The organism is Leucobacter sp. G161 (assembly GCF_001482305.1).
Lineage (GTDB): Bacteria > Actinomycetota > Actinomycetes > Actinomycetales > Microbacteriaceae > Leucobacter.
The window spans coordinates 84,388-108,115 of sequence record NZ_LOHP01000014.1 but is presented as its reverse complement, the minus strand read 5'-3'; the positions used below and the strand labels follow the sequence as shown (position 1 = coordinate 108,115).

The 23,728-nt window shown below is 63.3% G+C and carries 20 protein-coding genes and 1 tRNA gene; 12 read left to right on the top strand and 9 right to left on the bottom strand.

Features of this window, described 5'->3' with window-relative positions; translation table 11 throughout:
* Positions 1 to 83: 83 nt before the first annotated feature.
* The 3 genes from AUL38_RS01515 to AUL38_RS01505 all read right to left on the bottom strand — a co-directional run bounded on the left by AUL38_RS01515 (position 84) and on the right by AUL38_RS01505 (position 3,410).
* The gene (locus AUL38_RS01515; protein ID WP_059058607.1) at positions 84 to 758 is read right to left on the bottom strand and encodes a hypothetical protein; all 675 of its coding nucleotides are present in this window, start codon (positions 756 to 758) and stop codon (positions 84 to 86) included.
* 334 nt (positions 759 to 1,092) lie between these two features.
* The gene (locus tag AUL38_RS01510; protein WP_059058605.1) at positions 1,093 to 2,325 is read right to left on the bottom strand and encodes a glycosyltransferase; all 1,233 of its coding nucleotides are present in this window, start codon (positions 2,323 to 2,325) and stop codon (positions 1,093 to 1,095) included.
* Positions 2,325 to 3,410, bottom strand: coding sequence for a glycosyltransferase family A protein (locus tag AUL38_RS01505; RefSeq protein ID WP_235590553.1), 1,086 nt, complete (start codon positions 3,408 to 3,410; stop codon positions 2,325 to 2,327). Before AUL38_RS01505 ends, AUL38_RS01510 begins: the two co-directional genes overlap by 1 nt.
* A gap of 482 nt (positions 3,411 to 3,892) precedes the next feature.
* Between AUL38_RS01505 and AUL38_RS01500 the strand changes: the two genes are divergently transcribed.
* From AUL38_RS01500 to glf, 5 genes are all read left to right on the top strand, one after another.
* Positions 3,893 to 5,053, top strand: coding sequence for a hypothetical protein (locus AUL38_RS01500; RefSeq protein ID WP_059058599.1), 1,161 nt, complete (start codon positions 3,893 to 3,895; stop codon positions 5,051 to 5,053).
* 34 nt (positions 5,054 to 5,087) lie between these two features.
* Positions 5,088 to 6,377, top strand: a complete 1,290-nt coding sequence (locus AUL38_RS01495) for a nucleotide sugar dehydrogenase (protein ID WP_059058596.1) — start codon at positions 5,088 to 5,090, stop codon at positions 6,375 to 6,377.
* Between the two features lie 148 nt (positions 6,378 to 6,525).
* Positions 6,526 to 6,942 carry an acyltransferase gene (locus AUL38_RS17960; RefSeq protein ID WP_153006429.1) on the top strand — a complete coding sequence of 139 codons (417 nt, stop codon included), beginning with the start codon at positions 6,526 to 6,528 and terminating at the stop codon, positions 6,940 to 6,942.
* Positions 6,923 to 7,570, top strand: a complete 648-nt coding sequence (locus AUL38_RS01490; RefSeq protein WP_083506507.1) for an acyltransferase — start codon at positions 6,923 to 6,925, stop codon at positions 7,568 to 7,570. The genes AUL38_RS17960 and AUL38_RS01490 overlap by 20 nt, the downstream gene beginning before the upstream one ends.
* A 45-nt stretch (positions 7,571 to 7,615) precedes the next feature.
* A complete protein-coding gene (gene glf, locus AUL38_RS01485; RefSeq protein ID WP_059058592.1) occupies positions 7,616 to 8,755 on the top strand; it encodes a UDP-galactopyranose mutase in 1,140 nt (379 codons plus the stop codon).
* 9 nt (positions 8,756 to 8,764) lie between these two features.
* Here glf and AUL38_RS01480 read toward each other — a convergent pair whose 3' ends face one another.
* Positions 8,765 to 9,787, bottom strand: coding sequence for an Lrp/AsnC family transcriptional regulator (locus tag AUL38_RS01480; RefSeq protein WP_059058590.1), 1,023 nt, complete (start codon positions 9,785 to 9,787; stop codon positions 8,765 to 8,767).
* Between the two features lie 118 nt (positions 9,788 to 9,905).
* On the opposite strand from AUL38_RS01480, the gene AUL38_RS01475 reads away from it, so the two are divergent.
* Together AUL38_RS01475 and AUL38_RS01470 are read left to right on the top strand one after the other, a co-directional pair.
* Complete coding sequence (locus AUL38_RS01475) at positions 9,906 to 11,183, top strand: MFS transporter (protein ID WP_059058588.1); 1,278 nt, start codon at positions 9,906 to 9,908, stop codon at positions 11,181 to 11,183.
* Entirely contained in the window at positions 11,180 to 12,598 is a 1,419-nt protein-coding gene (locus AUL38_RS01470; protein WP_059058586.1) for an amidase, read from the top strand. The genes AUL38_RS01475 and AUL38_RS01470 overlap by 4 nt, the downstream gene beginning before the upstream one ends.
* 69 nt (positions 12,599 to 12,667) lie before the next feature.
* Here the strand turns inward: AUL38_RS01470 and AUL38_RS01465 are convergent, their stop codons facing one another.
* The 4 genes from AUL38_RS01465 to AUL38_RS01450 all read right to left on the bottom strand — a co-directional run bounded on the left by AUL38_RS01465 (position 12,668) and on the right by AUL38_RS01450 (position 18,412).
* A complete protein-coding gene (locus AUL38_RS01465; RefSeq protein WP_083506505.1) occupies positions 12,668 to 14,197 on the bottom strand; it encodes a sodium:alanine symporter family protein in 1,530 nt (509 codons plus the stop codon).
* A gap of 158 nt (positions 14,198 to 14,355) precedes the next feature.
* Positions 14,356 to 16,554: an acyltransferase family protein gene (locus AUL38_RS01460; RefSeq protein WP_059058584.1), complete on the bottom strand. Its 2,199-nt coding sequence runs from the start codon at positions 16,552 to 16,554 to the stop codon at positions 14,356 to 14,358.
* Between the two features lie 60 nt (positions 16,555 to 16,614).
* Positions 16,615 to 16,971: a hypothetical protein gene (locus AUL38_RS01455; RefSeq protein WP_059058581.1), complete on the bottom strand. Its 357-nt coding sequence runs from the start codon at positions 16,969 to 16,971 to the stop codon at positions 16,615 to 16,617.
* Between the two features lie 61 nt (positions 16,972 to 17,032).
* Entirely contained in the window at positions 17,033 to 18,412 is a 1,380-nt protein-coding gene (locus AUL38_RS01450) for an O-antigen ligase (protein ID WP_059058578.1), read from the bottom strand.
* A 40-nt stretch (positions 18,413 to 18,452) separates the two neighbouring features.
* Here AUL38_RS01450 and manA point away from each other — a divergent pair, with 40 nt between their 5' ends.
* Positions 18,453 to 19,730, top strand: a complete 1,278-nt coding sequence (manA, locus tag AUL38_RS01445) for a mannose-6-phosphate isomerase, class I (protein ID WP_059058576.1) — start codon at positions 18,453 to 18,455, stop codon at positions 19,728 to 19,730.
* A gap of 108 nt (positions 19,731 to 19,838) precedes the next feature.
* Here the strand turns inward: manA and AUL38_RS01440 are convergent, their stop codons facing one another.
* On the bottom strand, positions 19,839 to 21,041 hold the full coding sequence (locus tag AUL38_RS01440; protein WP_201023655.1) for a pyridoxal phosphate-dependent aminotransferase: 1,203 nt from the start codon (positions 21,039 to 21,041) through the stop codon (positions 19,839 to 19,841).
* Positions 21,042 to 21,240: 199 nt separating this feature from the next.
* Between AUL38_RS01440 and AUL38_RS01435 the strand changes: the two genes are divergently transcribed.
* The 4 genes from AUL38_RS01435 (at position 21,241) to AUL38_RS01420 (ending at position 23,613) form a co-directional block, all read left to right on the top strand.
* Positions 21,241 to 21,316: transfer RNA gene (locus AUL38_RS01435), tRNA-Trp, on the top strand.
* A 37-nt stretch (positions 21,317 to 21,353) separates the two neighbouring features.
* Positions 21,354 to 21,620 carry a preprotein translocase subunit SecE gene (gene secE / locus AUL38_RS01430; RefSeq protein WP_059058574.1) on the top strand — a complete coding sequence of 89 codons (267 nt, stop codon included), beginning with the start codon at positions 21,354 to 21,356 and terminating at the stop codon, positions 21,618 to 21,620.
* Between the two features lie 50 nt (positions 21,621 to 21,670).
* The gene (gene nusG / locus AUL38_RS01425; protein WP_059058573.1) at positions 21,671 to 22,483 is read left to right on the top strand and encodes a transcription termination/antitermination protein NusG; all 813 of its coding nucleotides are present in this window, start codon (positions 21,671 to 21,673) and stop codon (positions 22,481 to 22,483) included.
* 2 nt (positions 22,484 to 22,485) lie between these two features.
* Positions 22,486 to 23,613, top strand: a complete 1,128-nt coding sequence (locus tag AUL38_RS01420; protein WP_059058570.1) for an acyltransferase family protein — start codon at positions 22,486 to 22,488, stop codon at positions 23,611 to 23,613.
* The last annotated feature ends 115 nt before the right edge of the window (positions 23,614 to 23,728 follow it).

The following is a 23,728-nucleotide window of genomic DNA, read 5'->3' as shown; positions in this document are numbered from 1 at the left end:
TTTGCGTCAGGCGATGACTTGGAGGGGAGTACCTGCGCACGATTCGCCGTGGGTAACTCTTCCTGTACTTACCGGGGGAACCGTTAGTAGTTCTCGGCGGGCACTCGTTCGAACCACCAGAACGGGTGCGTGAGTACCTGCATGCGCGGCTCCTTGTCGAGCCACTCTGCAAAGTGACCTTCTCTCCAACGGCCACTCGAATCGCTAAGGTACTTCATGGAAGGCATCATAAAACGGTCTTCGTACGCATGGTATTGAACGGTTTCAGACCACTGTTCGCGGATGCGGTCAGCAAAGTCGATCCCTCCCATTCGAGCCGGCTCGTGCAGGCTGAAGCCGCCGAGGGGGCGGCCGACTGCGGCCTCGAAGACCTCGCGCTGCCGGCACGCCCAATCCTCGTTGTCTGAGCCGAGAACTTCGCATAACCCGCCTTCGAGATGCAGCTGGACCTCGTGGCCGAGGTCTTCCATCTCGCGGATGATCTCGAGCGAAGGCAGGCTCAGCAGGTTGTAGCCGCGCGCGTGCACCCGCAGGAAGAACGAGGCAGAGCAGCCAGCTTCTGCATCAACCCGGGCGACGCGCAAGGCCTGTTCGATGCTGTTGTCGATGTCGTGGCGCAAGATCAAATGCTTGTCCTGAGGAGCGCGAAGGAATCCTTCGAAGCTGCTGACTGCATAGCCTCTATCTCGATACGCTCGGAGGGTCTCCGCGTAAGAACGCAGTGAAAAATCGACCAGGGTCGGCTTCAATGAACTCATAGATATGTGCCACTTCGGGTTTGGGCGCCGGTGCGTGGCCAAGTTGGGCCGAGCACACGGTGCGGATTGACTGGATGCTCGACGGCGCTGGGGTAGCTTTGCACTGGATCTTGGCTGTGTGTGACGTAGCCAGCTAGTCGCCCGCTCATCCAGACACCATCGAGCTAGTCTTGGCCGGGGCGAATGGTGGAGCCAGCGGCGAAACGATCTCGCCAACTGAGATGACTGCGGTGCTCACGGTGTCAGTCTAGCCCCCGCCCACAGAACCGCCCGTGGGTCGAGGCCTGGTGCTGTTCCAAAGTGCGGAAATCTTGGTTCGCGACGCATGAGTGCCTCACGGACGGTTCACGGGGCCCGCATTGAGCCAATGCTCGGAGAACGACCGTGCACTCAGCTGCCCGCCATGGACGGCGCTAGCAAACTCCTGACTCGCTGCGCCTATGCGGAGCCTGCGTTCAGGATCAGCTGCCAATGAGGCGATCGTTTCCTCCAAGGTTACTGGTGTGGCTTCCACGATCGGCAGGTCGAGCCCAGTGAGCGAGCGAATATGGTCTCGCACATCAGGGAGGATATGGGCCACGACTACCCGACCGCTGGCCATTGCCTCTACTGCAGTCACGCCATAGCTCCCTACCCCAAACTGCTCGAGGACAATGTCTGCAGACCCCAGAGCGGCCGGCATTTGATCGTGGGAGAGGCCAGAGAGTGGGTGGTAATCGACAACCCCTCTACTCGCCAGAGACTCCATCGCCGGCGCGATGAGCCCGGTCCCTTTCAGCCAGCCTTTGCTGGGCACGTGGGTGACACGTGGGCGTCCTTCGATACGAAGTGGCTGCGAAGCGTCCACCCAGGGGGTTGCGTCAACAACAAGAGGCACCCAGACGGCCTCTGGAATGTCGGCGAGCTGGTCTGGAGTCGAGACGAAGACAGAAACGTCAAGGTCCCTCAGACGACGCATGTTTGAGTCGGCGATTTGCTGTAGCCGAGCAATCTCCGGTTGGTGTTCCGTGTTATGGAAGGGCGACCAGGGTGTTCTCGACCTGCTCAGGGCAGGACTTCGGAAATCGGAACCGTGAGCGAGCACGGCCACGGATACTCCCTGTGCCCGTAGCGCACGAATCTCCCGCTCGGCCTGATAACCGTAGAGACCGCCAAACATCGGGCGAAGGCTCTCGTTGAGTACATGCGTCGCGCTTTGCGCCACCGAGAATTCGTTGCGCTGCCACTCCCGAGAGAGATGGAAAGCTCCGAGCGGTACAGGACGGTCGGACGTCAGTCGAATCGTCGTGGCCGCTGGAGCCATCATATGGGCCGCACTGGTGTCCACACAGTGCGTGTTAAGTGCTGACGCCCAGAGGCGAGCCTGCCCGGCAACGTTGAGCGGGGCGATATAGACGCGGGTGTCCTCATCCTGAAGGAGCGTCGGAGCAGGTATAGGCAGCTTGTGCAGTCCCTTGGCGCGCAAGCGCATTCGAAAGAGAGCGCTGTGTTGACCGAAAAGGGAGACCGCTGCTCGCTGCATGCTTGGTGGCAGTTTGCTGGCCAGGGTCGCTAAGTTCATCCCCATTACGCGTGTTCCTTCGCGGCAGCCGGGACGGCAGGCCGAAGTAATCGCGGAACGAGTGCGAGTCGTACGGCGCGACGAAGTACTCCGCTCGGGGAGAATACATAGCGCAATTGCTGCGGTCGGTACCTAGCGAGTGGACGGGAGTCCTCAAGCCACTCCAGCAAACGGTCGGTGTGGCCCTGGAGTATCGCCGAGACGAGGCCGTTGTCCCGTCGTGTGAGTCGGCCCCCGTAACCCGGCGAGAGCCTTTCGAGTCGCGTGAGGACATCCCGATAGTGAGGCAGGTCATCCTCGCTGATGGCGGCTGATCGCTCGCGGCTGCGAAGCGTGCTGAGGACGTGATTCGTAGTGAGCTTTAAAGCCAGCGCAACGCGTTGTGAGCGCTCGAGGGAGGCTATCCAGGGCTGCTCCAGCGTGAAGAGGACTGGGGCGAGCAGTTCCGCAACCGAGAACGGAGCCGCGGTTACCCTGTCGTTGGCCGAAATCCCAACGAGAAACCCATCGCTGCACCGGGAATACGAAGTGCTCGAAGAAACGCTCCAGAGGAAGGCGCTCAGCGCGATATCTTCGCCGTTCCGGGCTGCCGGCATAAACCCCGGGTAGTCCTGATGCCTCACGAGATCCGAATGAAAGAGCACGGCAAGCTGTGGAGTCCTGGTATAGAGGAGGTCCTTGGCCGCATCGAGGCGCCTGAACCGGCCGACTCGTGGTGCTGGTGCAAGCACTCGACCGACCCCCTCAACCTTGAACTGGCCAACAAGGAGCTCCGGAGAAGACGAGGCAAGCTCTTTCCTCCAGAAATCAAAGACATGAGGTTCGTACACATCATCGGAGCCAAGGACTGTCACGTAGTCGCTCGTTGCCGACTCGACGCCAAGGTTCAGCGGTCCGGCAGGCGACGGGATGCCGTCTTGGAGCTCCAACAGTGAGTATCGTTCCGAATCCAACCCAACAAGTCGTTCCTGAATAGCGATTGGGGAAGTGTTATGACAGACGACGACCACGTCTGTTCCGGGCGCGTTTTGCCCGATGACGCTCTCAACTGCCTTGCGAATTGGGCGATCGGGGGTGTGTACCGGAATCACGACTGACACAGTCGGCAAGGGGGGGTGCTGGGCCACGTATTACTGCTCCTTCTTCGGGCGCTGTGACTTGCCGTGATTCGGCACAGCGCCGGCGCACCCAGTGGAACTAGGGGTGACAGCTGCGCTGTGGGAAGCCAGGTGACTGTCGCTGGGGCACAGAAGCTCTGCCGTAGCCAACGTAGTGCGAGTGCGCATTTGATACGGACGTTCAGCACCCGTCATAGGTGGGTCTCCAATTCGATCTGATGTGACGCAAATGGGCGGCCAAACAGTCGCGTCAACCCAGCCCAATTTAGCACAGTGCGTTTGTGAGGCCCGGGACGATTACGCTGCCGGATAACGCCAAAAAATGCGTCTTGAGGGGATGAATCGACAGCCAGCTACCGTGTAAGCACAGGTGGCATGCTGCTCGGCACCCGCTCTCCGTGCAGATGTAAGATTGTGGTGTATTGACGAGCCATCTGCAGAGGAAACGAACTACCGTGCCAAAGATTCTTGTGATCTCCTTCTCGCCGATCGTTCGTGACGCTCGTGTGCTCCGGCAGCTCTCTCTCCTGACTCGTCTTGGCGATGTCTCGACGATTGGATATGGGGAGGCCCCGGAAGGCGTCCAGCAGCATTTCCGCGTGCCCGATGGGGCAGCGTCACTTCCGCAGACTCCGCTTGGCGTTCTGAAGCTAGCGCTGAGAGCTCATCGCGCCGTTGAGAACACTTCACCTGCGGCGCGCGCAGTTCTCGGTATGGAGATCCCAGATGGGTGGGATCTCGTCGTGGCGAATGACGCGCGGGTGCTCGATCTCGCGTTTACGCTGAGCAAAGGTGCGCCGGTGTGGGCCGACATGCACGAGTGGGCCCCGGAGGAACGCACCCATATTCGTAGCTGGAAATACCTTGTAGCGCCGTTCATGACCGAGCTATGCCGACTGTACCTCCCGAAAGCCGCCCTGGTCACAACAGTTGGCGACGAGATCGCAGCGCTGTACCAGACCCGATTTGGGGTTACCCCGGCGCTGATGACCAACGCCACTCATTTTCGCGAACTCTCCCCGAGCCCATCAGTCGCAGATCGCATTCGCTGTGTCCACTCAGGGGCAGCGATACACGGACGCGGCCTTGAACGCATGGTGGAGGTGTTTCGAGACCTCCCCGAGCGGTACTCCCTCGACTTGTACCTGGTGCCTGGGGGCGATGGCGGAAAACACCTTGCAACGCTTCGTGAGGCAGCGGCGAACGATCCTCGCATCACCTTTCATGAGCCGGTGGCCCCCGAGGCGCTTCCGACCGTTCTCTCTGCATACGACGTCGGGGTGTTCTGGATTCCGCCGACGCACACGAATGCGCGCTTGACACTTCCCAACAAGTTCTTTGACTACGTTCAAGCCCGACTTGGCGTAGCCATCGGCCCAAGCATCGAGATGACACGCTTGCTTGAGCGTTTCGACCTGGGCGTTGTCAGTGCCAGCTTTGACGAGCATGACCTACGTGCCTCGTTGCTGGACGTCACCCCTGAACGCGTCGAAGCCTTCAAACGAGCGTCTGACGTAGCGGCTCGTGAGCTGTCGTTTGAGAACACTGAAGCGCGGATCGCCCCGCTGGTGGAGGCCTTGCTCGACCCAGTGGGTCCGCCTGCGGCAGAAAGCTAAGTACATGTCAGGATTCGCGCGCTAGACTCAGACTGTGAAGATCGCAGTAGTAGCAACTGGAAAAATCGGCCTCCCGCTTGCCACTCAGTTTGCCTCGATGGGGCATGAAGTGGTTGGTGTTGACGTGAACCAGGCGTTGGTTGACGTCATTAACTCGGGAGTCGAGCCGTTTCCCGGCGAAGCAGGCCTCGCTGAGAAACTTGCAGAGCAAGTGCCTGCTGGCAAACTTCGCGCGACCACGAACTATGCGGAAGCGATTCCCGACGCCGACGCAGTCGTGCTCGTTGTTCCCCTGTTGGTGGACGAGGAGACTTGGCAACCGGACTTCAAATGGATGGACGCGGCAACGCGGTCGCTTGCCGAGAATCTCACACCGGGAACGCTCGTTTCATACGAAACAACGCTTCCAGTGGGAACCACGCGGACACGTTGGAAGCCCCTCATTGAAGAGGTGTCTGGCCTTACCGAAGGCGATGACTTCCACCTCGTTTTCTCTCCCGAACGTGTTCTGACCGGTCGGGTGTATGAAGACCTGAAGAAGTACCCCAAACTCGTTGGCGGCCTGAACGAGGCCGGCACAAAGCGGGCAATTGAGTTCTACGAATCAGTGCTGACCTTTGACGAGCGCGATGATCTTCCTCGCCCCAATGGAGTGTGGGACATGGGCACAGCAGAAGCCGCGGAGATGGCCAAGCTGGCGGAGACCACGTACCGCGACGTGAATATCGGACTCGCGAACCAGTTTGCCCGGTATGCGGACACTGCAGGGATTGACGTCTACAAGGTCATTGACGCGTGCAATTCCCAGCCGTTTAGCCATATTCACCGGCCCGGCATTGCTGTAGGCGGGCACTGCATTCCGGTCTACCCGAGGCTGTACCTCTCGACTGATCCCGACGCCGATATTGTGCGCACGGCCCGGAACTACAATGCGACCATGCCAAAGTACGTTGTAGACCGTGTAGAACAGACGATTGGCAGTCTGAGCGGGCAGCGGGTTGTCGTGCTCGGAGCCTCTTACCGCGGCGGTGTGAAGGAAACCGCGGTGTCCGGCGTGTTCCCGACAGTTGAAGAGTTGCGTGCCCGCGGGGCCGTCGTGACGGTCCACGATCCAGTGTTCTCTGACTCTGAGCTGTCGGACCTGGGGTTTATTGCGCACACGGTGGGGGAGCCCGCTGACGTCGCGATCTTGCAGGCCGACCACGCGGAGTATCGCAAGCTCGGCCCCGCAGATTTCCCCGGGATTAAGCTGTTTGCCGACGGTCGAAACTTCACCGACCCTGCCATGTGGACAGGCGTGCCTCGGATCATTATCGGCGGTTGAGGTGTCGCTCAACGAGCTAAGCGCGGCGCGAACGCCCCTGGCCTGGAGAGAAGTACCATACGGGTCGGGCTAGAAAGATGAAGACTGCTTCGCCGCAACCAGGGCTTGCTGCGCGTCCCCGCCTGGACTCATTGACCGGGCTGCGTTGGTGGGCTGCGTTTGGCGTCTTCATGTTCCACATGTTGAATTTCGCCCCAGTTCCGGGTACTCGACGCTGGTATTGTTCGGCAATTCAGGGGTCGCGTTCTTCTTCGTGCTATCGGGGTTTGTCCTGACCTACTCAGCAAGACCAGCTACAACCACGAGAAACTTCTACTGGCGCCGCTTCGGCCGGATCTACCCTGCACACATCGTCGCACTCCTGCTAGCGGTCCTGTGTTTTATTCGTTCGCAGAAGTTGCGGAAGGCTCCTGGGTTAAGCCGTTCTCCCTCGGCATCCTTCTGTTATCGGTGGTGCTGCTGCAGGGGTGGTCGAACAATCCCGAGATCCTCTTCTCCGGTAACCCCGCTGCCTGGACACTCACAGTTGAAGCTTTTTCTACAAGCTGCATCCCTGGGTCAATAAGCTCCTCCAGCCTCTGCGCCGCCGCGGCACCATTCTCCTGATCATTGCAGCGTGGGGCGCTGTGGTCGGCTATCAAATTGTGATCAACGTCGTGCCGGGAACAGTACTCGCGCAGGCGCCGATGCCCCTTCGCCGTCTAGGCGAGTTCATTATTGGGACGGGACTTGCGCAACTGGCTATTCTCGGGTGGCGCTTGAAGGTATCTCCGATCGTGGGCTACGGGTTGCTTGCTGCTTTTACAGCCGTGCTGGTCGTCGGCATTCGTTTCAACGTGGAACACTCGCTGTTTCAGTGGGCTCTAAGGTTGTATGAGCCGATTTTCATTCTGCTGTTTGCGCTCATCATATTTGCGGTGGCCACTCGGGATGCCCAAGGCGGAAGATCCCTACTGAGGTCACCGGTCTTGGTTCGCCTCGGCGAGTGGTCCTTCGCCTTCTACCTTGTCCATGCCACGGTGATCTACGCATTCAGGCATCTCTTTGACAAGCAGCCCATGGCGTTTTCGAACCTAATGTGGAACTTGCCGGTGTTTCTCGTTGCGCTGCTGTTAGCTTGGCTTCTATACCGGCTTGTGGAGCATCCTGTTGAAGGCAGAATGCGTAAATGGGGGAATGTGCATCTCAACTGAACTTGTGAACAATCGATTGCAGCTTCGCGTCGTAGACTAGACCCCATGGATCTTCTCGTAGTTGGCTCTGGGTTCTTTGGCCTCACCATCGCTGAGCGCGCAGCAAGCGCCGGCAAGAAGGTGGTCGTCATCGACCGCCGCAATCACATCGGAGGCAACGCCTACTCCGAGGCCGACCCCGAGACCGGCATTGAGGTGCACACGTACGGCGCGCACCTCTTCCACACCTCCAACGAGACGGTGTGGGAGTACGTGAACCGCTTCACCGAGTTCACGAGCTACGTGCACAAGGTGTACTCGAACTTCAAGGGCGAGGTCTACCCGCTGCCGATCAACCTCGGCACGATCAACCAGTTCTTCCGCTCCGCGTACAGCCCCGATGAGGCGCGTGCGCTCATCGCTGAACAGGCGGGGGAGTTCGACACGAAGAGCGCCCAGAACCTCGAGGAAAAGGGGATCTCGCTCATTGGGCGACCGCTCTACGAGGCGTTTATCCGCGACTACACGTCGAAGCAGTGGCAGACCCCGACGACGGAGCTGCCTGCCGAGGTCATCAGCCGCCTTCCAGTGCGCTACACCTACGACAACCGCTACTTCAGCGACACTCATGAGGGCCTGCCCGTCAATGGCTACACCGCGTGGCTCGAGAAGATGGCGGATCACCCGAACATCGAGGTGCGGTTGAACACGGACTTCTTCGACGAGTCGCAGCCGCTCAACAAGGCCGCTGTCGTCGGCAAGGTGCCGGTCGTGTACACGGGCCCCGTCGATCGATACTTCGACTTCTCCGAGGGCGAGCTCGGCTGGCGCACCCTTGACTTCGAGAAGCAGGTGCTCCCGGTGGGTGACTTCCAGGGCACGAGCGTCATGAACTACGCTGGCGCCGACGTGCCGTTTACTCGGATCCACGAGTTCCGCCACTTCCACCCTGAGCGTGAATACCCAACCGATATGACCGTGATCATGCACGAGTACTCACGGTTCGCGAAGCGCGAGGATGAGCCGTACTACCCGGTGAACACCCCCGAGGACCGCGAGATGCTGCTGAAGTACCGTGAGCTCACCGAGGGTGAGCCACAGGTGCTCTTCGGCGGGCGCCTCGGCACGTACCAGTACCTCGACATGCACATGGCTATCGGGTCGGCGCTTTCGATGTGGAATAACAAGCTCGACGGCAACATCTAGGACGTCTCGCTAGCTGAGAACTTCGGGCAGTTCAGTGCCGTCTCCGAACGGCGCGATACCGGTGACCGCTCCCGATGGTCCGATGAACCGGTATGAGCGCTTGAGTGAGCGGAGCGAGAAGTTCACTGTTGCGATACGCACGCTGGGGTCGAGCGCGGAGATCCGTTCAAGCAGTTCCGCGCCGTGAGCGGTCGAACGCACCCAAAAATGCAGCAGCAGCGGAGCGTCTCCGCTGATGAGAGCGACCAGCCGAGTCGCTGACCATCTGGCGATCACGGAAGCCGCTGTTTGCCAGCCTCGCTGCATGTCGACTGTCACGATCATGCCGAGTGGGAGTCCGATGCTCTCTCGCACGACATCGCAGCGGCTTGCGAGGAGGCCTCGTTCTAGGAGCGCGGGAAGCCGCCGGCGGAGGGTCCGTTCTGACAGTCCAGTCGAGCGTGCCAGGTCGATGTAGCTCGTGCGGCCATTGGTTGCGAGAACTCGGTACGCATCCCATTCTCGGGCGCTGGGGAGCGTTGGGGCAGTGTGTGTGGGTTGCCAGCCGTGTCCGGTGCTGCGCTCGACCGGGGGCACCGTATCGGGCAGCCATTGTGCTCCGTCTTGCAGCACGCGGCGGGACAGCTGTGATCGGACCTGTCGAACTCCTGGCAGCATCTCGACGGCCGTCAACAGTGTCTCGACGACGTGCACGGTGGGGGCACCGAAACCCGCGAAGAGCTGTGCGTCACCGTCAAGGCGCTCCATCCAAAAGATTCCGGTGTGCAGCGCGAGGGCCGTAGCAACTTGCTCGAGGTGGCCAGGCTCCACGGAGACCCAGATGTACCCGATGACGTTGACATAGTTCGCGAGGTAGACGCTCGTCCACGCAAGCCCCGCATGTTCCAACCGTTGCCATATTCGCGACGCGGTGGTCGCGTTCGTTCCGATGAGCTCGCCAACTGTCGCCCAGGAAGCACGCGGGTCCCGTTGCAGCGCGGTCACCACTTCAAGCTCGCGCTCTGACAGGGCACGGTGTCCGGAATCCTGCATTTGAGGCGGTCGAGCGCCGAAAATTGCTGCCCGCACGGATTCGAACTCGCAGCTCTTTAGTGTGGATGCAACTTGCAGGTCGGGTGTCACCGTCGACTCCGATCGGAAAAGGAACGTTGTGCTGCCAAAGACACGAATTACCGTAATCCTACTTTTCGCCGCCTGGACAGTGGACTACATTGACCGATTGGTCATCAATGTTGCGCTTCCGCTGATCCGGCAGGATCTTGCACTCAGCCACTCGCAGGCGGGCCTGATTGTCTCCTCGTTTTTCCTCGCCTATGCGATCGCGCAGATTCCCGGAGGGATGCTCGCTGACCGCTATGGCGCATTCCGAATTGCGGTCGTAGGACTCATCGCGTGGTCAGTATTCACCGGTCTCACCGCGGTGGCTTTCTCGTTCACGTCGCTCATCGTGATCAGAGTGCTGTTCGGATTCGCGCAAGGGGTGTTCCCCGGCGCAGCCCTCAAGATGCTCGCAGAGCGCTCGGTACCCGAGCAGCGAATGACGGCCACCGGGTGGGTAAACAGCTCGAATGCCTTTGGCGGGATTCTCGCAGCGGTGATCGCGGCGATCGCGATCCCGCTCGTCGGCTGGAGGGGGATGTTCCTCGTCATCGCTGTGCTCGGGCTCTTCGTGCTGGGCGCCTTTGGGAAATGGATGCCGCAGCCGCTCGTGCAACCACAGCAATCGGGGCGCCGAGATCCAGGCCAGCGACGCCGTGCGCTACAGCTGCTCCGCACACCCGTCATGTGGCTGTATGTCGCCGTGTTCTTCGGCTATGACGTGCTTGTTTGGGGAGCACAGGCGTGGGGCGCCTCCTACCTGCAGGAGCAGTTCGGCCTGTCTCCGAGCGCTTCAGCGCTGCTCGCGATCTTCCCAGGGATCTCCGCGGTCGTGGTAATCATCCTCTCTGGCCTCATCGCGGATCGTATCGGGGGCCGGCCGAAGGTGCTGATCATTCCTGCAATGGTGTTCGCAGCGGCCTACGCGCTAGTGTTCCCGCACCTGACAACGGTGCCGATGATCGTGATTGCGATGACCCTCGGCTTGGGGATCGCCTCGTTCGCCTACATCGGAGCTTTCGCCCTCCCGCTGAAGTATCTCGCGCCCACGGTGACAGGCCTCGGAAGCGGCATGATCCTCTTCGGCGGAATGGTTGCGGGTGTGATTGCGCCGGCGGTTCTCGGTGTACTCATCGAATCCTCCGGCTGGAGCGTTGCGCTGTCTGCACTCGCGGTCGGCCCGGTGATCGCAATTGTTGCGGCACTGTTTCTCCCGCGGAGCGGTGCAGAGTTCAAAGCACGGCTGGCTCCCGAGCTGGTCGCCGACCACACCCAGCAGTTCCCGATTGGTCTTCCCGACCTCACGACAACCAAGGAGGCACGTTCATGAACGACACCATTTGCTACCTGTCCGCGACCGAAGCGAGAGCAATGTTCCATCGGGGGGAGTTGACGCCGCTCGAGGTCCTCGACGCTCAGCTTGCCCGGGCTCAAGCCTATGACGGTGAACTGGGGGCCCTCACGGAGGTCTTCGCGGATGAAGCGAGGGAACACGCAGCGAAGGCAGCCGAACGCTACCGGGCCGGAACTGCGCGACCGTTGGAAGGAATCACGGTCGCAGCGAAAGAGAAGCACATGATCGCAGGGCACCGTATCAGTGAGGGATCTGCGGCTTGGCCCGGTTTTACCGCGACCGAGAACGCGCCGATCATTGACCGGCTACTCGACGCCGGAGCCATCATCCACGCCCGCACGGCGACGCCCGAGTTCTCGATTGCCGGATTTACTCACTCGAAGCTGTGGGGTGTCACCCGAAACCCCTGGAACACGCAGTTCTCGCCAGGCGGATCGTCGGGTGGGGCCGGAGCCGCGCTCGCGGCAGGATTCACGACCCTTGCCACTGCCTCGGACATCGGTGGATCCACGCGCGGCCCCTCATCGTTCACGGGGAACGTGGGATTCAAAGCCCCGTACGGCAGGGTGCCCGGGATCGGTCCGATGAGCCTCGACTACTACCGAGGCGATGGACCAATGGGGCGCACGGTGGCTGACGTTGCGCTGTTCACCAACGTGATCGCAGGGCAGGACCCGAGAGACCACGTGTCCTTACCCGCGCCGAATCCGTTGCCCGAGACATTCGCCGGCATCGCCGGTATGCGGATCGCGCTGAGCTTCGACCTCGGCGGCTTCCGTGTGGACCCGGAGGTTCGGGACAATACGCGCGCTGTCGCGGAAGCGCTCACGCGGGCAGGGGCTGAGGTCGTTGAGGTGACGTTTGGCCTGGACGAGGCGACGTTGTTGGCTGCGGCAGGTACACACTTCGCGCAGATGATGGCACGGATGGTCGAGCATACCGTCGGCGATGGAGTCGCAGAGCTCACCGATTACGCCGGGCAGTTCGTGGCCGAAATGGCGCCCGTCGGAGCCGCGACACGGATGTTCGACGCTGCGAGGGCCGAGTACGTGGTGCAGCAGGCGATTGCACAGGCCATGTCGGGATTCGACGTGCTCCTGTGCCCCACGGCGGCCACGACCGGTCTCATCGCAGGCGACTCGCTCCTTACCGGGGCCGAGATCGACGGGGAAGAGGTCTCGAGTGCGGAGACGATGCTGACGATCCCATTCAACGTGGCCAACCGTTGCCCCGTGCTCGCGGTTCCGAGCGGGCACGCACGCAATGGTGTGCCGACCGGGGTGCAACTCGTCGGGCACCCATACGCCGATGAGTCGGTGTTTCGGGTAGGGGCAGCCCTTGAACAGCTGCGCCCGTGGGCGTACACGGCGGAGCACCGGCCCGCACTGTAGGACAGCGTGATAGCGGTGCCCGTCGGCGAGGTTCGCCGACGGGCACCGCTGTTTGCTGGGCGAGACCTACTATTCGTCAGTCGGCACGGAAATCGTGCTCGTCGCCGGACGCTGCGGCTCCCGGCCGCTCGCCCGGTCGAGCTCAGCCTCGCGTGCCCGCCACTGTTGGTACCCGGGCTCGGACGCGAGCGCCCGCTCGATCTCCTCGGGCGTCGCCCTGAGCTTCGGGTCGAACTTCAAGTAGGCGCGCGTCTCGCGCGCGACGAGGCCGGAGAGGATGAGCAGCCCGATGAGGTTCGGGATCGCCATGAGCCCGTTCATCATGTCCGAGAACGACCACGCGATCTCGAGCTGCGTCGTCGCGCCGATAAACACCACGAGGGCGAAGACGACACGGAACGGGATCGCGACGCTGCGGCCAAAGATGCGAACGATGTTGCGCTCGCCGTAGTACGACCAGCCGAGGATCGTCGAGAATGCGAAGAGCACGAGCCCGATGGTGACGACCCAATGCCCCCATTCGCCGGGGAGCCCTTGCGAGAACGCCTCACCGGTCATGAGCGCGGCAGAGAGCTGCTCGTTGGTCTCGCCGTCGATGAGCTTGTACGCGCCCGTTGTGACGATGACGAGGCCTGTCATCGTGACGACGATGATCGTGTCGATGAAGGTCTGCGTCATCGACACGAGCCCTTGGCGCACCGGGTGGCTCGTCTGCGCCGCCGCAGCTGCGATTGCGGCCGAGCCCATGCCCGACTCGTTCGAGAAAATGCCGCGTGCGAAGCCGTACTGCACCGCGATGATGAACACGGACCCGGTGAAGCCGCCGGCGGCAGCCGTTCCGGTGAAGGCGTCGGAGAAGATCGTACCGAGCGCGGCGGGGATGTCGCCGACGTTCATCGCGAGAATGTACAGTGCGGCGACAACGTAGAACACGATCATCACGGGCACGAGGCCCGAGGTCACGCGGCCGATCGACTTAATGCCGCCGACGAGCACGACGAGCGCGAGCACGGTGAGGATCACACCGGTCACCCAGACGGGCACGTTGAAGCTATTCTCAACGTTCGCCGCGATCGCGTTCGACTGGGTGAGGTTGCCGATGCCGAAGCACGCGAACACTGCGAACACGGTGAACGACCAGGCGAGGATCTTCCCGACGGGGCCCTTAATGCCCTTTTCGAGGTAGTACTGGGGGCCGCCGTTGCGGTCGCCCTTCGCGTCTGCCTGCCGGTAGCGCACGCCAAGGAAGGCCTCCGTGTACTTCGAAGCCATCCCGAGCAGGCCGGTGATCCACATCCAGAAGAGTGCTCCGGGGCCGCCGATGCCGATGGCTGTGGCGACACCGACGATGTTGCCGGTGCCGACGGTGGCCGCGAGCGCAGTGGTGAGGGCCTGGAACTGGGTGATGTCGCCGCTCGCGCCGGGATCCTTCCGCCGCAGCAACCCGAGGTTGAGCGCTGCTCCGAGCCGCAGGAACTGGATCCCGCCGAGTCGGAACGTGAGGTAGAGGCCGGTGAGGAAGAGGAGTGGGATGAGGACGAACGGCCCCCAAATCACGCCGCCGATGGAATCAAGAATTTCTTGCAGCTTGTCGGTCACGGGGCACCAGTGCCTTTCGCATCGTTGCGGAGTCAGTTCGCCCTTACCGAGTTGGCACGCGGACCGACCGGTGGTTGATTCAGGAGATTAGCACGCAGGTACAGCCGTGGCTAGTCGGGCGCTGGCGGGCCGCTCGTCCCGCATCGCCGGTGCTTTGCTTACTGAGGGGAACTTACGGGTGCGTGGAGCGACACTCCAATTGCGTCACTCAGTGCCTCACCGAGCATCGGCGCGAGCGAACGCGAGTAGCTTGCGGAGACGTGATCGGCGTCGAAGAAGACCGGAAGCCCACCGATGACACCCGAGCATTCGCCGTCGCGGCAGAAGAACTCCGTCATATCGACGGTTGCAATGCGGGGGTCATCGAGCGCGTTCGCCGCGGCAAACATCGGGTCGGGACGCAGCACGTCGCCGACCGGTGCGACGCACGCCCGGTCTCCGCCACCGCTCGTTGCAACGCACTCCGCGCCCAGCGTGGTGCCGGCCGTCGGCACATCCCGAATGACGACAACCTGGGTGCCCGCGGCCGACCATGCCCGGAGGGTGGCCTGCATGCCGTCCGCGAGCTGCTCCTCCTGCGGACGGCCGGTGCCGTCGTCCACGACCTCGGTCGAAGCGAAGTTCGAGACGATGACCAGGTCTGGGGCATCTGCGAGTACTCGCTCTGATACCTCAGTGATCCAGGATGCGCAGTTGTCCCGTTTCTCCTGTGAGGTTTCCTTGCCAAAGGTCTGCACGAGGGCGGTTGGGACGCTCGGGCAGCTGCCCTGCATGGTGTGTCGGACATCCCAGCCGTTGCCGCGGCCAATGTCATTGACCGCCGCCTTCCAGTGCTCGGCGTGCGAGTCGCCAAGGAGCCACACGGTATACGGCCGGTTGCCTGAGGCGTCGGAACTCTTCCCGAACGCGCACTCAACGAACGATGGCTTGCCTGCTGCGAGGATTTGCCTGTCGGACGCGGCGGTGGTGCACTCGGGGGAAGCAGCAGCCTCGCCCCAGGGAGCCTCGGTGTCGGCCCCGGCGGCGAACAGCGCAGGGCCAAAGGGGTCGTCGCAGTCGTTGCCGGGGAGGAGCGCCCCGGCCGCGAAACAGCCAGCTCCGACGGCCGCCTCGATACGTTCTGCCTCACGCGCTGCAACGGAGCCAGCCGCAGCGACCGTACTCCCGGCAAGCAAGCCGACCACCGCGACCGAGGCGAGGGTCGCGAGCAGCGTGCGCCGGGGCCGGGCCGAGGCAAAAAGCTTGGTGCGACCCGGATCCTCAATGAAATGCTTGGTGAGAATCGCGAGCGCGAAACTCAGGGCGAGCATGGTGAGGCGGTCGACCGATCGGATCTCCCGCGCGAGCACGAAGGGCATTATGACGATAATGGGCCAGTGCCAGAGGTACAGCGAATAGGACAGGTCGCCCACGTACTTCACCGGTCGCCAGTCCGCGAGTCGCGCGGGCGTCCACCTGGGCATGTCGGGACCCGCCGCGATCACGAGGGCCGTCCCGAGCACCGGGAGCAGCGCCCACGGACCAGGGAAGGCCGTGGCGTCGTCAAAGCGAACCGCAGCGACGAGGATCATGACGTAGCCCGTGAGCTGGGCGAGGCCTCGGATCGCGAGCATCGGTCGGCGCACAAACCAGGCCGCAAGAACCGGTGCTGCGATGGCGACGAGCGCGCCGAGCATGAACTCCCACACGCGGCCAAAGGTATTGAAGTAGGCAGCTGCAGGGTTGGTCGCAGTCTGCCACAGTGCAAACGCGAGGGAGGCACCACCCAGCACAATGACGGCTCCGGCAAGGAGACCGGGCCGCGCGGCGATTCGGCCAGAGAAGCGGCGTGCGAGGAGCCAACTGAGCAGTAGGAGGGTGAGCGGCCACAGCAGGTAGAACTGCTCTTCAACGGACAGCGACCAGTAGTGCTGCGCCGGCGTCGACGGCTGACCCCGGTCCGAATAGTTCACCGAGGACGCGGTGAGCATCCAGTTTTCGAAGTAGGCGGCGGAGGCGAAGATCTCGCGCGCGATCCGTGACCACCGTTCCGCGGGCAGCCAGACGAGCGTCGCCCCGAGCGTGACAACTCCGACGAGCAGCGCGGCCGGGAGGAGCCTGCGCGCGCGGCGAGCGTAGAACTGTGGCAGCGAGATCCGGTTCGTGCGTCGGATTTCACCCAGCAGGTGCGCAGTGATGAGGAACCCGGAGATGACAAAGAACACGTCGACGCCGACGAACCCGCCGGTGAGGCGCGTCGGCCAGAGGTGATTCGCGATGACGAGTAGCACGGCGAGCGCGCGAAGCGCCTGGATATCTGCGCGTACTTTCGACCGTTTCTTGGCCTGCTGTGGTGCGCTGACTGTCGTGATACTCACCGCACAAACCTATCAGCGGGCTTGCAAGCCTGCGTGCGGCGGCTCTGACTGGGCTATTTGCTAGTCGATAGTTAGCTTGCCGGCAGCCCGCCACACAGCGACCGCGAGCTCGGGTACGGTGTCCGCGATCTCGCGCAGCAACTCGAACTCCACGCGGTCCGCATTGCCCTGGTGGATCGCCGCGTCGTCGCTCGAGGACCTGGCTGCGAGGCGTGCGAGTCCGTACTCCGCCAGCTGGCCCCGGTCTTCAAGGAGTTCGTCACGCAGCGCGGCGACGACGAAATCATCGAGCTCCGGCACCTCTTCGAACGCGATCGCAGGATCCTGCCCACCGCGCACCCGGTACTCGAGAATGGTCTCTCGTTCGAGGCGCGCGTCGGCCCGCAGCTGCAGCAGACGTTCGGTAGTGAGGTTCACGGTACCAATCTACCAAGTTGTGCTGGGCGCCGAGCCGGGTCTCGGCGCGGCTTGACGTGTGTCAGCTGCGCGCGGGGGCGTAGTCGCGTGGAATTGGGACCTGCCGCCACGGCACCCGCTGCGGTTCGGCGTCGAGTGATGGGAGTTCGAAGTCGAACCGCGACTTTGCCGCGAGCAAGATAAGGAGGAGCCAGCCGCTCTCGATGAGCATGCGGCTCTCGGCGAGCGACTGCACCACGAGGGCAACCATGAGCAGGAACGGCCAGAGCGCGCTCGTCGCGTAGGGGAGGGGCGGTCCGAAGCCGCGTCGCGGCTGATCCACCGCGCGGAACCACACCCGCCACAGCGTGAGCGCGACGAGCGGAGCGAAGATCAGTAGGCCAACGATGCCGAGTTGCAACCAGACATCGAGCCACGCGTTGTGCGCGCTCATCACCGGAATGCCGCCCTGCACGTCGAGCGTCTCGAACGGTTCCACCCACGGCGCCCAGTAGCTGATCCACCCCCAGCCGAACCAGGGGCGCTGCTGCGCGAGCGCGATGACCGCCTCCCAGGTGTCGACGCGGCCGGTGAGGTCACTGCTCTTGCCGAGCAGACTGAAGATCCAGCCGCGGGCGAAGACCACTGCGATCGTGAGCGCCGCAAGTACAGCGGCACCGGTGATGTAGACGGGGACACGGCGTTCGGGGCCGGTGCGGCGGGCCCAGAGGGCGAACGCGAGCGCGACGACCACGGCAGCGAGCGCTACGGTGACGGTGGCAGATCGGGTGAGGGCGAGCGTGGCGACGGCCATGAGTACCCAGAACCATCCGGCGAAGCGCGTGACGAGCTTCGCGCGCAGCTGGATGGTGAAGATGATGAGGCCGATGAGGCCGATGAACCCCAACAGGGTCGAGCTGCCAACGAGGCCCTGGATCGGGCCGCCCTCGAACAGGAGATCGCGGCTCCAGTACAGCAGCTTCGGCGTCTTCTCCTCCTGTGCCGCGGTGAGTTCGAGCCACCAGGGCAGCAGCGGCTCGCGCACGAACAGCGAGACCACGAGTTCAAACACGAACGACAGCCCGATGACGTAGCGCAGAGCGGTGCCGAGGGTGCGGAGCACCTCATGCCAGGTGAGTACGAACGCGAGCGTCACGGCGACGAGGGTCGTGAGGAGCTGCGCGACGGTGCCGAGCAGGCTCTCGAGTGTGTACTGTGACCAGATGATCGAGAGCATCGCGAGGATCAAGAAGAGGTAGATCGGCGCGGGGAGACGGTACCAGCGGAATCGCTCCGGCTTAAGCCTGAGGAACATGACCGCGCCGATCGCCGCGATCACGACCGCGGCGATGATGAATCCTGGCCATCCCAGCACGTTGCGCACGCCGTTGCTGCCAAGTGTGAAGACGAATACGACAATCGCGTACGCACTCACTCCGAGTCTCGTCTTGGTATTGGCCATACCCGGTATGGTAGAGCATGCCAATACCGCAGGGAGCATTGTGCTGATCTTTATTGAGAACACTCCGCGCACCTACGCGTGGGGCTCAACCGACGCTCTCCCCGCCATGCTCGGGCACGCGCCGACCGGGGAGCCGCAGGCTGAGCTCTGGCTCGGCGACCACCCGGGGAGCCCGGCGAGCGTCGCGAAAGCGACCCCGGTGCCGCGCACGCTGATCGAGCTCATCTCGCAGGATCCCGAGCGGTACGGAGTCAATGGCGGATCGCTGCCATTCCTGTTGAAGGTGCTTGCGATCGGGGCGCCGCTCTCACTGCAGGCGCACCCTGATCTCGAACAGGCCCGCGCGGGCTTCGCCGCCGAGAATGCTGCCGGCGTCCCGACCGATGCCCCGCACCGCAACTACCGTGACGCGAACCACAAGCCCGAACTGCTCGTCGCGCTGAGCGAGGTCACTGCGCTGAGCGGTTTCCGATCCATCGCGGACGCCGTCATCGATCTCCGCGCGCTCGCGGCAGCCGCCCCGCACGGAGCCGCCGCGCTCGCCGCCGTCGCAGACCGCCTCGTCGCTGCCGCGCCCGAGAACGCGCGCGAGGCGTTTCTCACGTGGGCGTTCGGCGGGTCCGCCGATGTCGCAGACGCGCTCCGCGGCATCGTCGACGCGATCGGAGCCGGATCGACGCCCGCGATCCACGCTGACCGGCTCGCCTGCCTGCGCGCGCTGCACACGCACTACCCGGACGATCCGGGCATCCTCGTCTCGCTGCTGCTGCATCACGTGCGGCTCGCGCCGGGCGAGGCCGTGTATCTCGGCGCACGGCAGCTGCACGCCTACCTCGGGGGAATCGCCGTCGAGGTGATGGCTGCCTCGGACAACGTGCTGCGGGCAGGCCTGACCGGGAAGCACGTTGACATTCCAGAGATGCTGCGCGTGCTCGACTTCGGTGAGCTCGCGGAGCCGCGGCTCAGCGGCGAGCGCGTCGCGCCCGGACTGTGCGCGTGGCGGCCGGGCGTGCCCGACTTCCAGCTGTTCCGCGCCAGAGTCGACTCCGACGGCGGGCACAGCAGCCACGAGGCGTTCAGCGACGCCGAGTCGCTCGACGGCGCGCGCCTGGCCGGCGCAGCCGACGAGGTCGTCGTCGAAGCTGCCACGCCGCTCGTGTTGATCGTGACCGCCGGGCGGGTGCTCGTCTCGCGCCCCGACGCCGAGCTCGCAGAGATGGCGAACGTCGCGCGCGGCCAGTCGGTCTACGTGTCTGCTGGCGCGCCGATCCGGCTCACCGGTCGCGGGGAAGTGTTCCTCGCCACCGTCGGCTACTGAGCAGCGCCGGCTGCGGTTCGCGGAGCGCAGTCTTCGCTGTGGAACTGCGTCCGGCAACGACGAAGGCCCGGGTCGGCAATCGACTCGGGCCTTCGCGTGCAGTGTTCGTTACTCGGAGAGCAGCGCGTGGATGCGGCGGATGCCCTCGACGATTGCGTCGTCACCCAGCGCGTAGCTGAAGCGCAGGTAGCCCGACGGGCCGAACGCCTCGCCGGGAACCGCGGCGACCTCAGCCTCCGAGAGGATGAGATCGGCAAGCTCGAGTGAGGTCGTGGGCGTGACGCCCCGGATCTCGCGGCCGAGCGCAGCGTTCACGTCGACGTAGGCGTAGAACGCGCCCTCTGGCATCGGGCAGTGGAACCCGGGGACCTTGTTGAGCTCAGCGATGATGAGCCCGCGACGGCGCTCGAACGCCTGGCGCATCTCCTCGATCGGCTCCTGCGGGCCGTCGAGCGCGGCTGCGGCGGCGATCTGCGCGATGTTGTTGATGTTCGAGGTCATGTGCGACTGCAGGTTCGCAGCACCCTTGACGAGGTCTGCAGGCCCGATGAGCCAACCGATGCGCCATCCGGTCATCGCGTAGGTCTTCGCGACGCCGTTCACGAGGATCGTGTTCTTGGCGAGCTCGGGCACTGCCTCAACGATCGAGATCGCGCGAACGCCATCGTAGGTGAGGTTCTGGTAGATCTCGTCGCTGACGACAAGGAGGTTGTTCGCGAGCGCCCACTCGCCGATGGCCTTCGTCTCCTCTGGCGTGTACACGGCGCCGGTCGGGTTCGAGGGCGAGCAGAACAGCAGCGCCTTGGTGCGATCGGTGCGAGCCGCTTCGAGCTGCTCGACGGTGACCTTGTAGCCCTGGTCGGCGCCGGCGAATACCTCGACCGGGGTGCCGTCAGCGAGCTGGATCTCCTCGGAGTAGCTCGTCCAGAACGGTGCGGGGAGGATGACCTCGTCGCCCGGGTCGAGAATCGCCTGGAATGCGGAATAGACCGCGTGCTTGCCGCCATTGGTGACGATGACCTGTGCGGGCGTAATGTCGAGGCCCGAATCGCGCTTCGTCTTGCGCACGATAGCCTCGCGCAGCACCGGCAGACCGACGGCTGGCGTGTAACGGAAGTTCTTCGGGTCGTCGAGCGCCTTGCGTGCGGCGTCGACGATGTGTTCCGGGGTCGCGAAGTCAGGCTCGCCTGCGGCAAAGCTTATGACGGGGCGGCCTTCGGCCTGGAGGGCTTTCGCCTTCGAGTCAACCTTGAGGGTGGCTGACTCAGCGATGGCGGCGATCTTCTTTGACAAGCGGTTCATTTCGGTCACGTGATAAGCCTACTCCTGCGCGCATGCAGATGGCTGCCTGTGCATGGGAAGTTTGGCCCGCGGCGCACCCGGCTTACACCGAACGACAATCTCAGTTCGACAAGACCCCGGGAATCGCGTACAGTTATTCCTAGGCATTGACTTCTGCCATTATCGGTTGTGCCCAAAACGCATTCGATACGGCAGGGGTGATTCCTTTAGGGTGGTGGCGCAATTGGTAGCGCAACGGTCTCCAAAACCGTAGGTTGCAGGTTCGAGTCCTGTCCGCCCTGCCACTCCCGGATGTAAGTCCGGGGCACTGAAAGGACACCGATGAGCAGCACTGAACTCGCTGAGAACGGCGGCAACGTCGAGCCTGCGAAGACGGACGACCGGAAGCGTGGCTTCTTTGGTCGGATCATCCTGTTTGTCCAGCAGGTGTTCTCAGAGCTGAAGAAGGTCGTGACCCCGACCCGCAAGGAGCTCGTCAGGTACACCCTCGTCGTGCTTGCCTTCGTGGTCATCATGATGGCGCTCGTCTGGGTTCTCGACAAGCTCTTCGGCTTCGTTACCCTTTTCCTGTTCGGCTCAGCGATTTAATTTGAGCCCGGCCGAACCACACCCGCAGACAACAAGAAGGCCCCACTGAGATGACGCCCGAGAACAGCACTACACCCGAGGCAGACCTCGACGCAGCGCTTGACGCGTTGGCGAACGTGGCTGACCCCGAGGTTGACGCGGCAGTTGAAGACGCGCTCGAGATTGACTCCGTCGATGAGGCAGACGCCGCAGCATCGGCCATCGTCGACGAAGAGACCACCGAAGAGGGCGAAGAGGCTGAGACAGCCGAAGACCCCTACAAGGTGTTCAAGAAGGAACTCCGCCGCCTCCCAGGCAAGTGGTTCGTGATCCACACCTACGCCGGCTACGAGCGCAAGGTGAAGTCGAACCTCTGGAACCGTCGCGAGGTCATGGGCGCCGTAGATGACATCTACGAGATCCAGGTCCCGATGGAAGAGGTCATGGAGGTTAAGAACGGCCAGCGCAAGATGGTGACCCGCGTGCGGATCCCCGGCTACGTGCTCGTCCGCATGAACCTCACCGAGAGCACCTGGTCTGTCGTTCGCCACACGCCCGGTGTCACCGGCTTCGTTGGGAACGCACACAACCCGGTCCCGCTCCGCCTGAACGAAGCGTTCGAGATGCTCAAGAGCACCGTCGAGCTCGAGCCGGCAGCAACCGCCAAGGGCAAGGCCCCGGCGAACGCGGTCGCGCAGGGCCAGGTCGAGATCGACTTCGAGATCGGCGAGACCATCACCATCAAGTCCGGCTCCTTCGAGGGCCTCCCCGGCACGATCAGTGAGATCAACCCGGCAGCGGGCAAGCTCACCGTGCTCGTCTCGCTCTTCGAGCGCGAGACCCCGGTCGAACTCGGCTTCGACCAGGTCACGAAGATGGTCTAACCCTGAACACTTCAGTAGCATCCGCTAAAACGCGCGTCGCCCTTTGGGACAACGCGCGTTTTGCGCTTATTGTGCTCGTTGTCATCGGACACCTCATTTCAACCGTGCGCACGGACACCGAACTCGGGTTCGGGCTCTACGCGTACATCTACCTGTTTCACATGCCAGCGATGATCGCGCTCTCCGGGCTGTTCTCGAAGCCGGAGGTGACGCCGAAGGCGATCACCTCGACGGTGCAGCTGCTCGTGGTCTGGCTCGCATGGGAGGGCATCTGGGCCCTGCTGCGCGGCCTGGTTGAGGGCAAGCAGCTCAGCCAGAGCTTCCTCGTGAGCCCGTCGTGGACCCTGTGGTTCTTGGTGACCCTCGCGACGATGCGGATCCTGCTGCCATATATTGCCCGCTTCAAGCACCCGCTGCTGCTCGCGACCGCGCTCGCCCTCATCGCACCGCTGTTGCCCGCGATCGGCGTGAACTTCTCAGCCGCACGCACGCTCGCGTTCCTTCCGTTCTTCGTCGGAGCCTGGCTGGCGCGCGAGCGTGGTTGGCTCTCGGGGGAGTGGTTCATGACTCCGGGCCGGGCGATTCGTTCGGCGGCTTGGGGCCTGCTCGCGGCCGTCGCGCTCGGGCTCGCGACGCTCGCACTCGCCCCGGCGGGGCTGAAGGGTTCATGGCGCATCGATCGCTGGTTGACCCATCGCGACAGCTACGCCTGGATGTTTGAGAACGCCCCGCTCGGGGCGTGGAACGCGAACGGCTCTGGGGTGCTCGGGTGGTTCGGCCTCGCGGCCGGCGGCGTGCTCGTCGGCGCGATCCTCATCGTCGTCGCCGCAGCAATGACCCTCGCGCTGCTGCTCGTGGTGTCGCGGAAGCACTCGATCGCTACAGTCTGGGGCGCTCGCACGCTCTACGTCTATCTGCTGCACGGCGTCATCGTGTGGGCGCTGCGCGAGTCCGGCTTCGTCGACTCGGTCGGATCGCTCGGCTGGGTCGGCATCGTGGTACTCGCGCTCATCGCCGCCGCGATCACCGCGGTGCTCTCGACGCGGATCGTCTCGCGCGTCTTCCGTCCCATCGTCGAGCCGCGCATCGACTGGCTGTTCAAGCCCGTTCCGACCGCTCCCTCGGCGTAGACGGCGGGCCATGAGGCCCCAACCGCGGTGTGTTACGGTCGACGCATGAGCAATGACCCGCAGCGCTAGGGCTCGCCATCCTCGTCATCGGGTTCGGGGTGCTCGGCATCCGTCT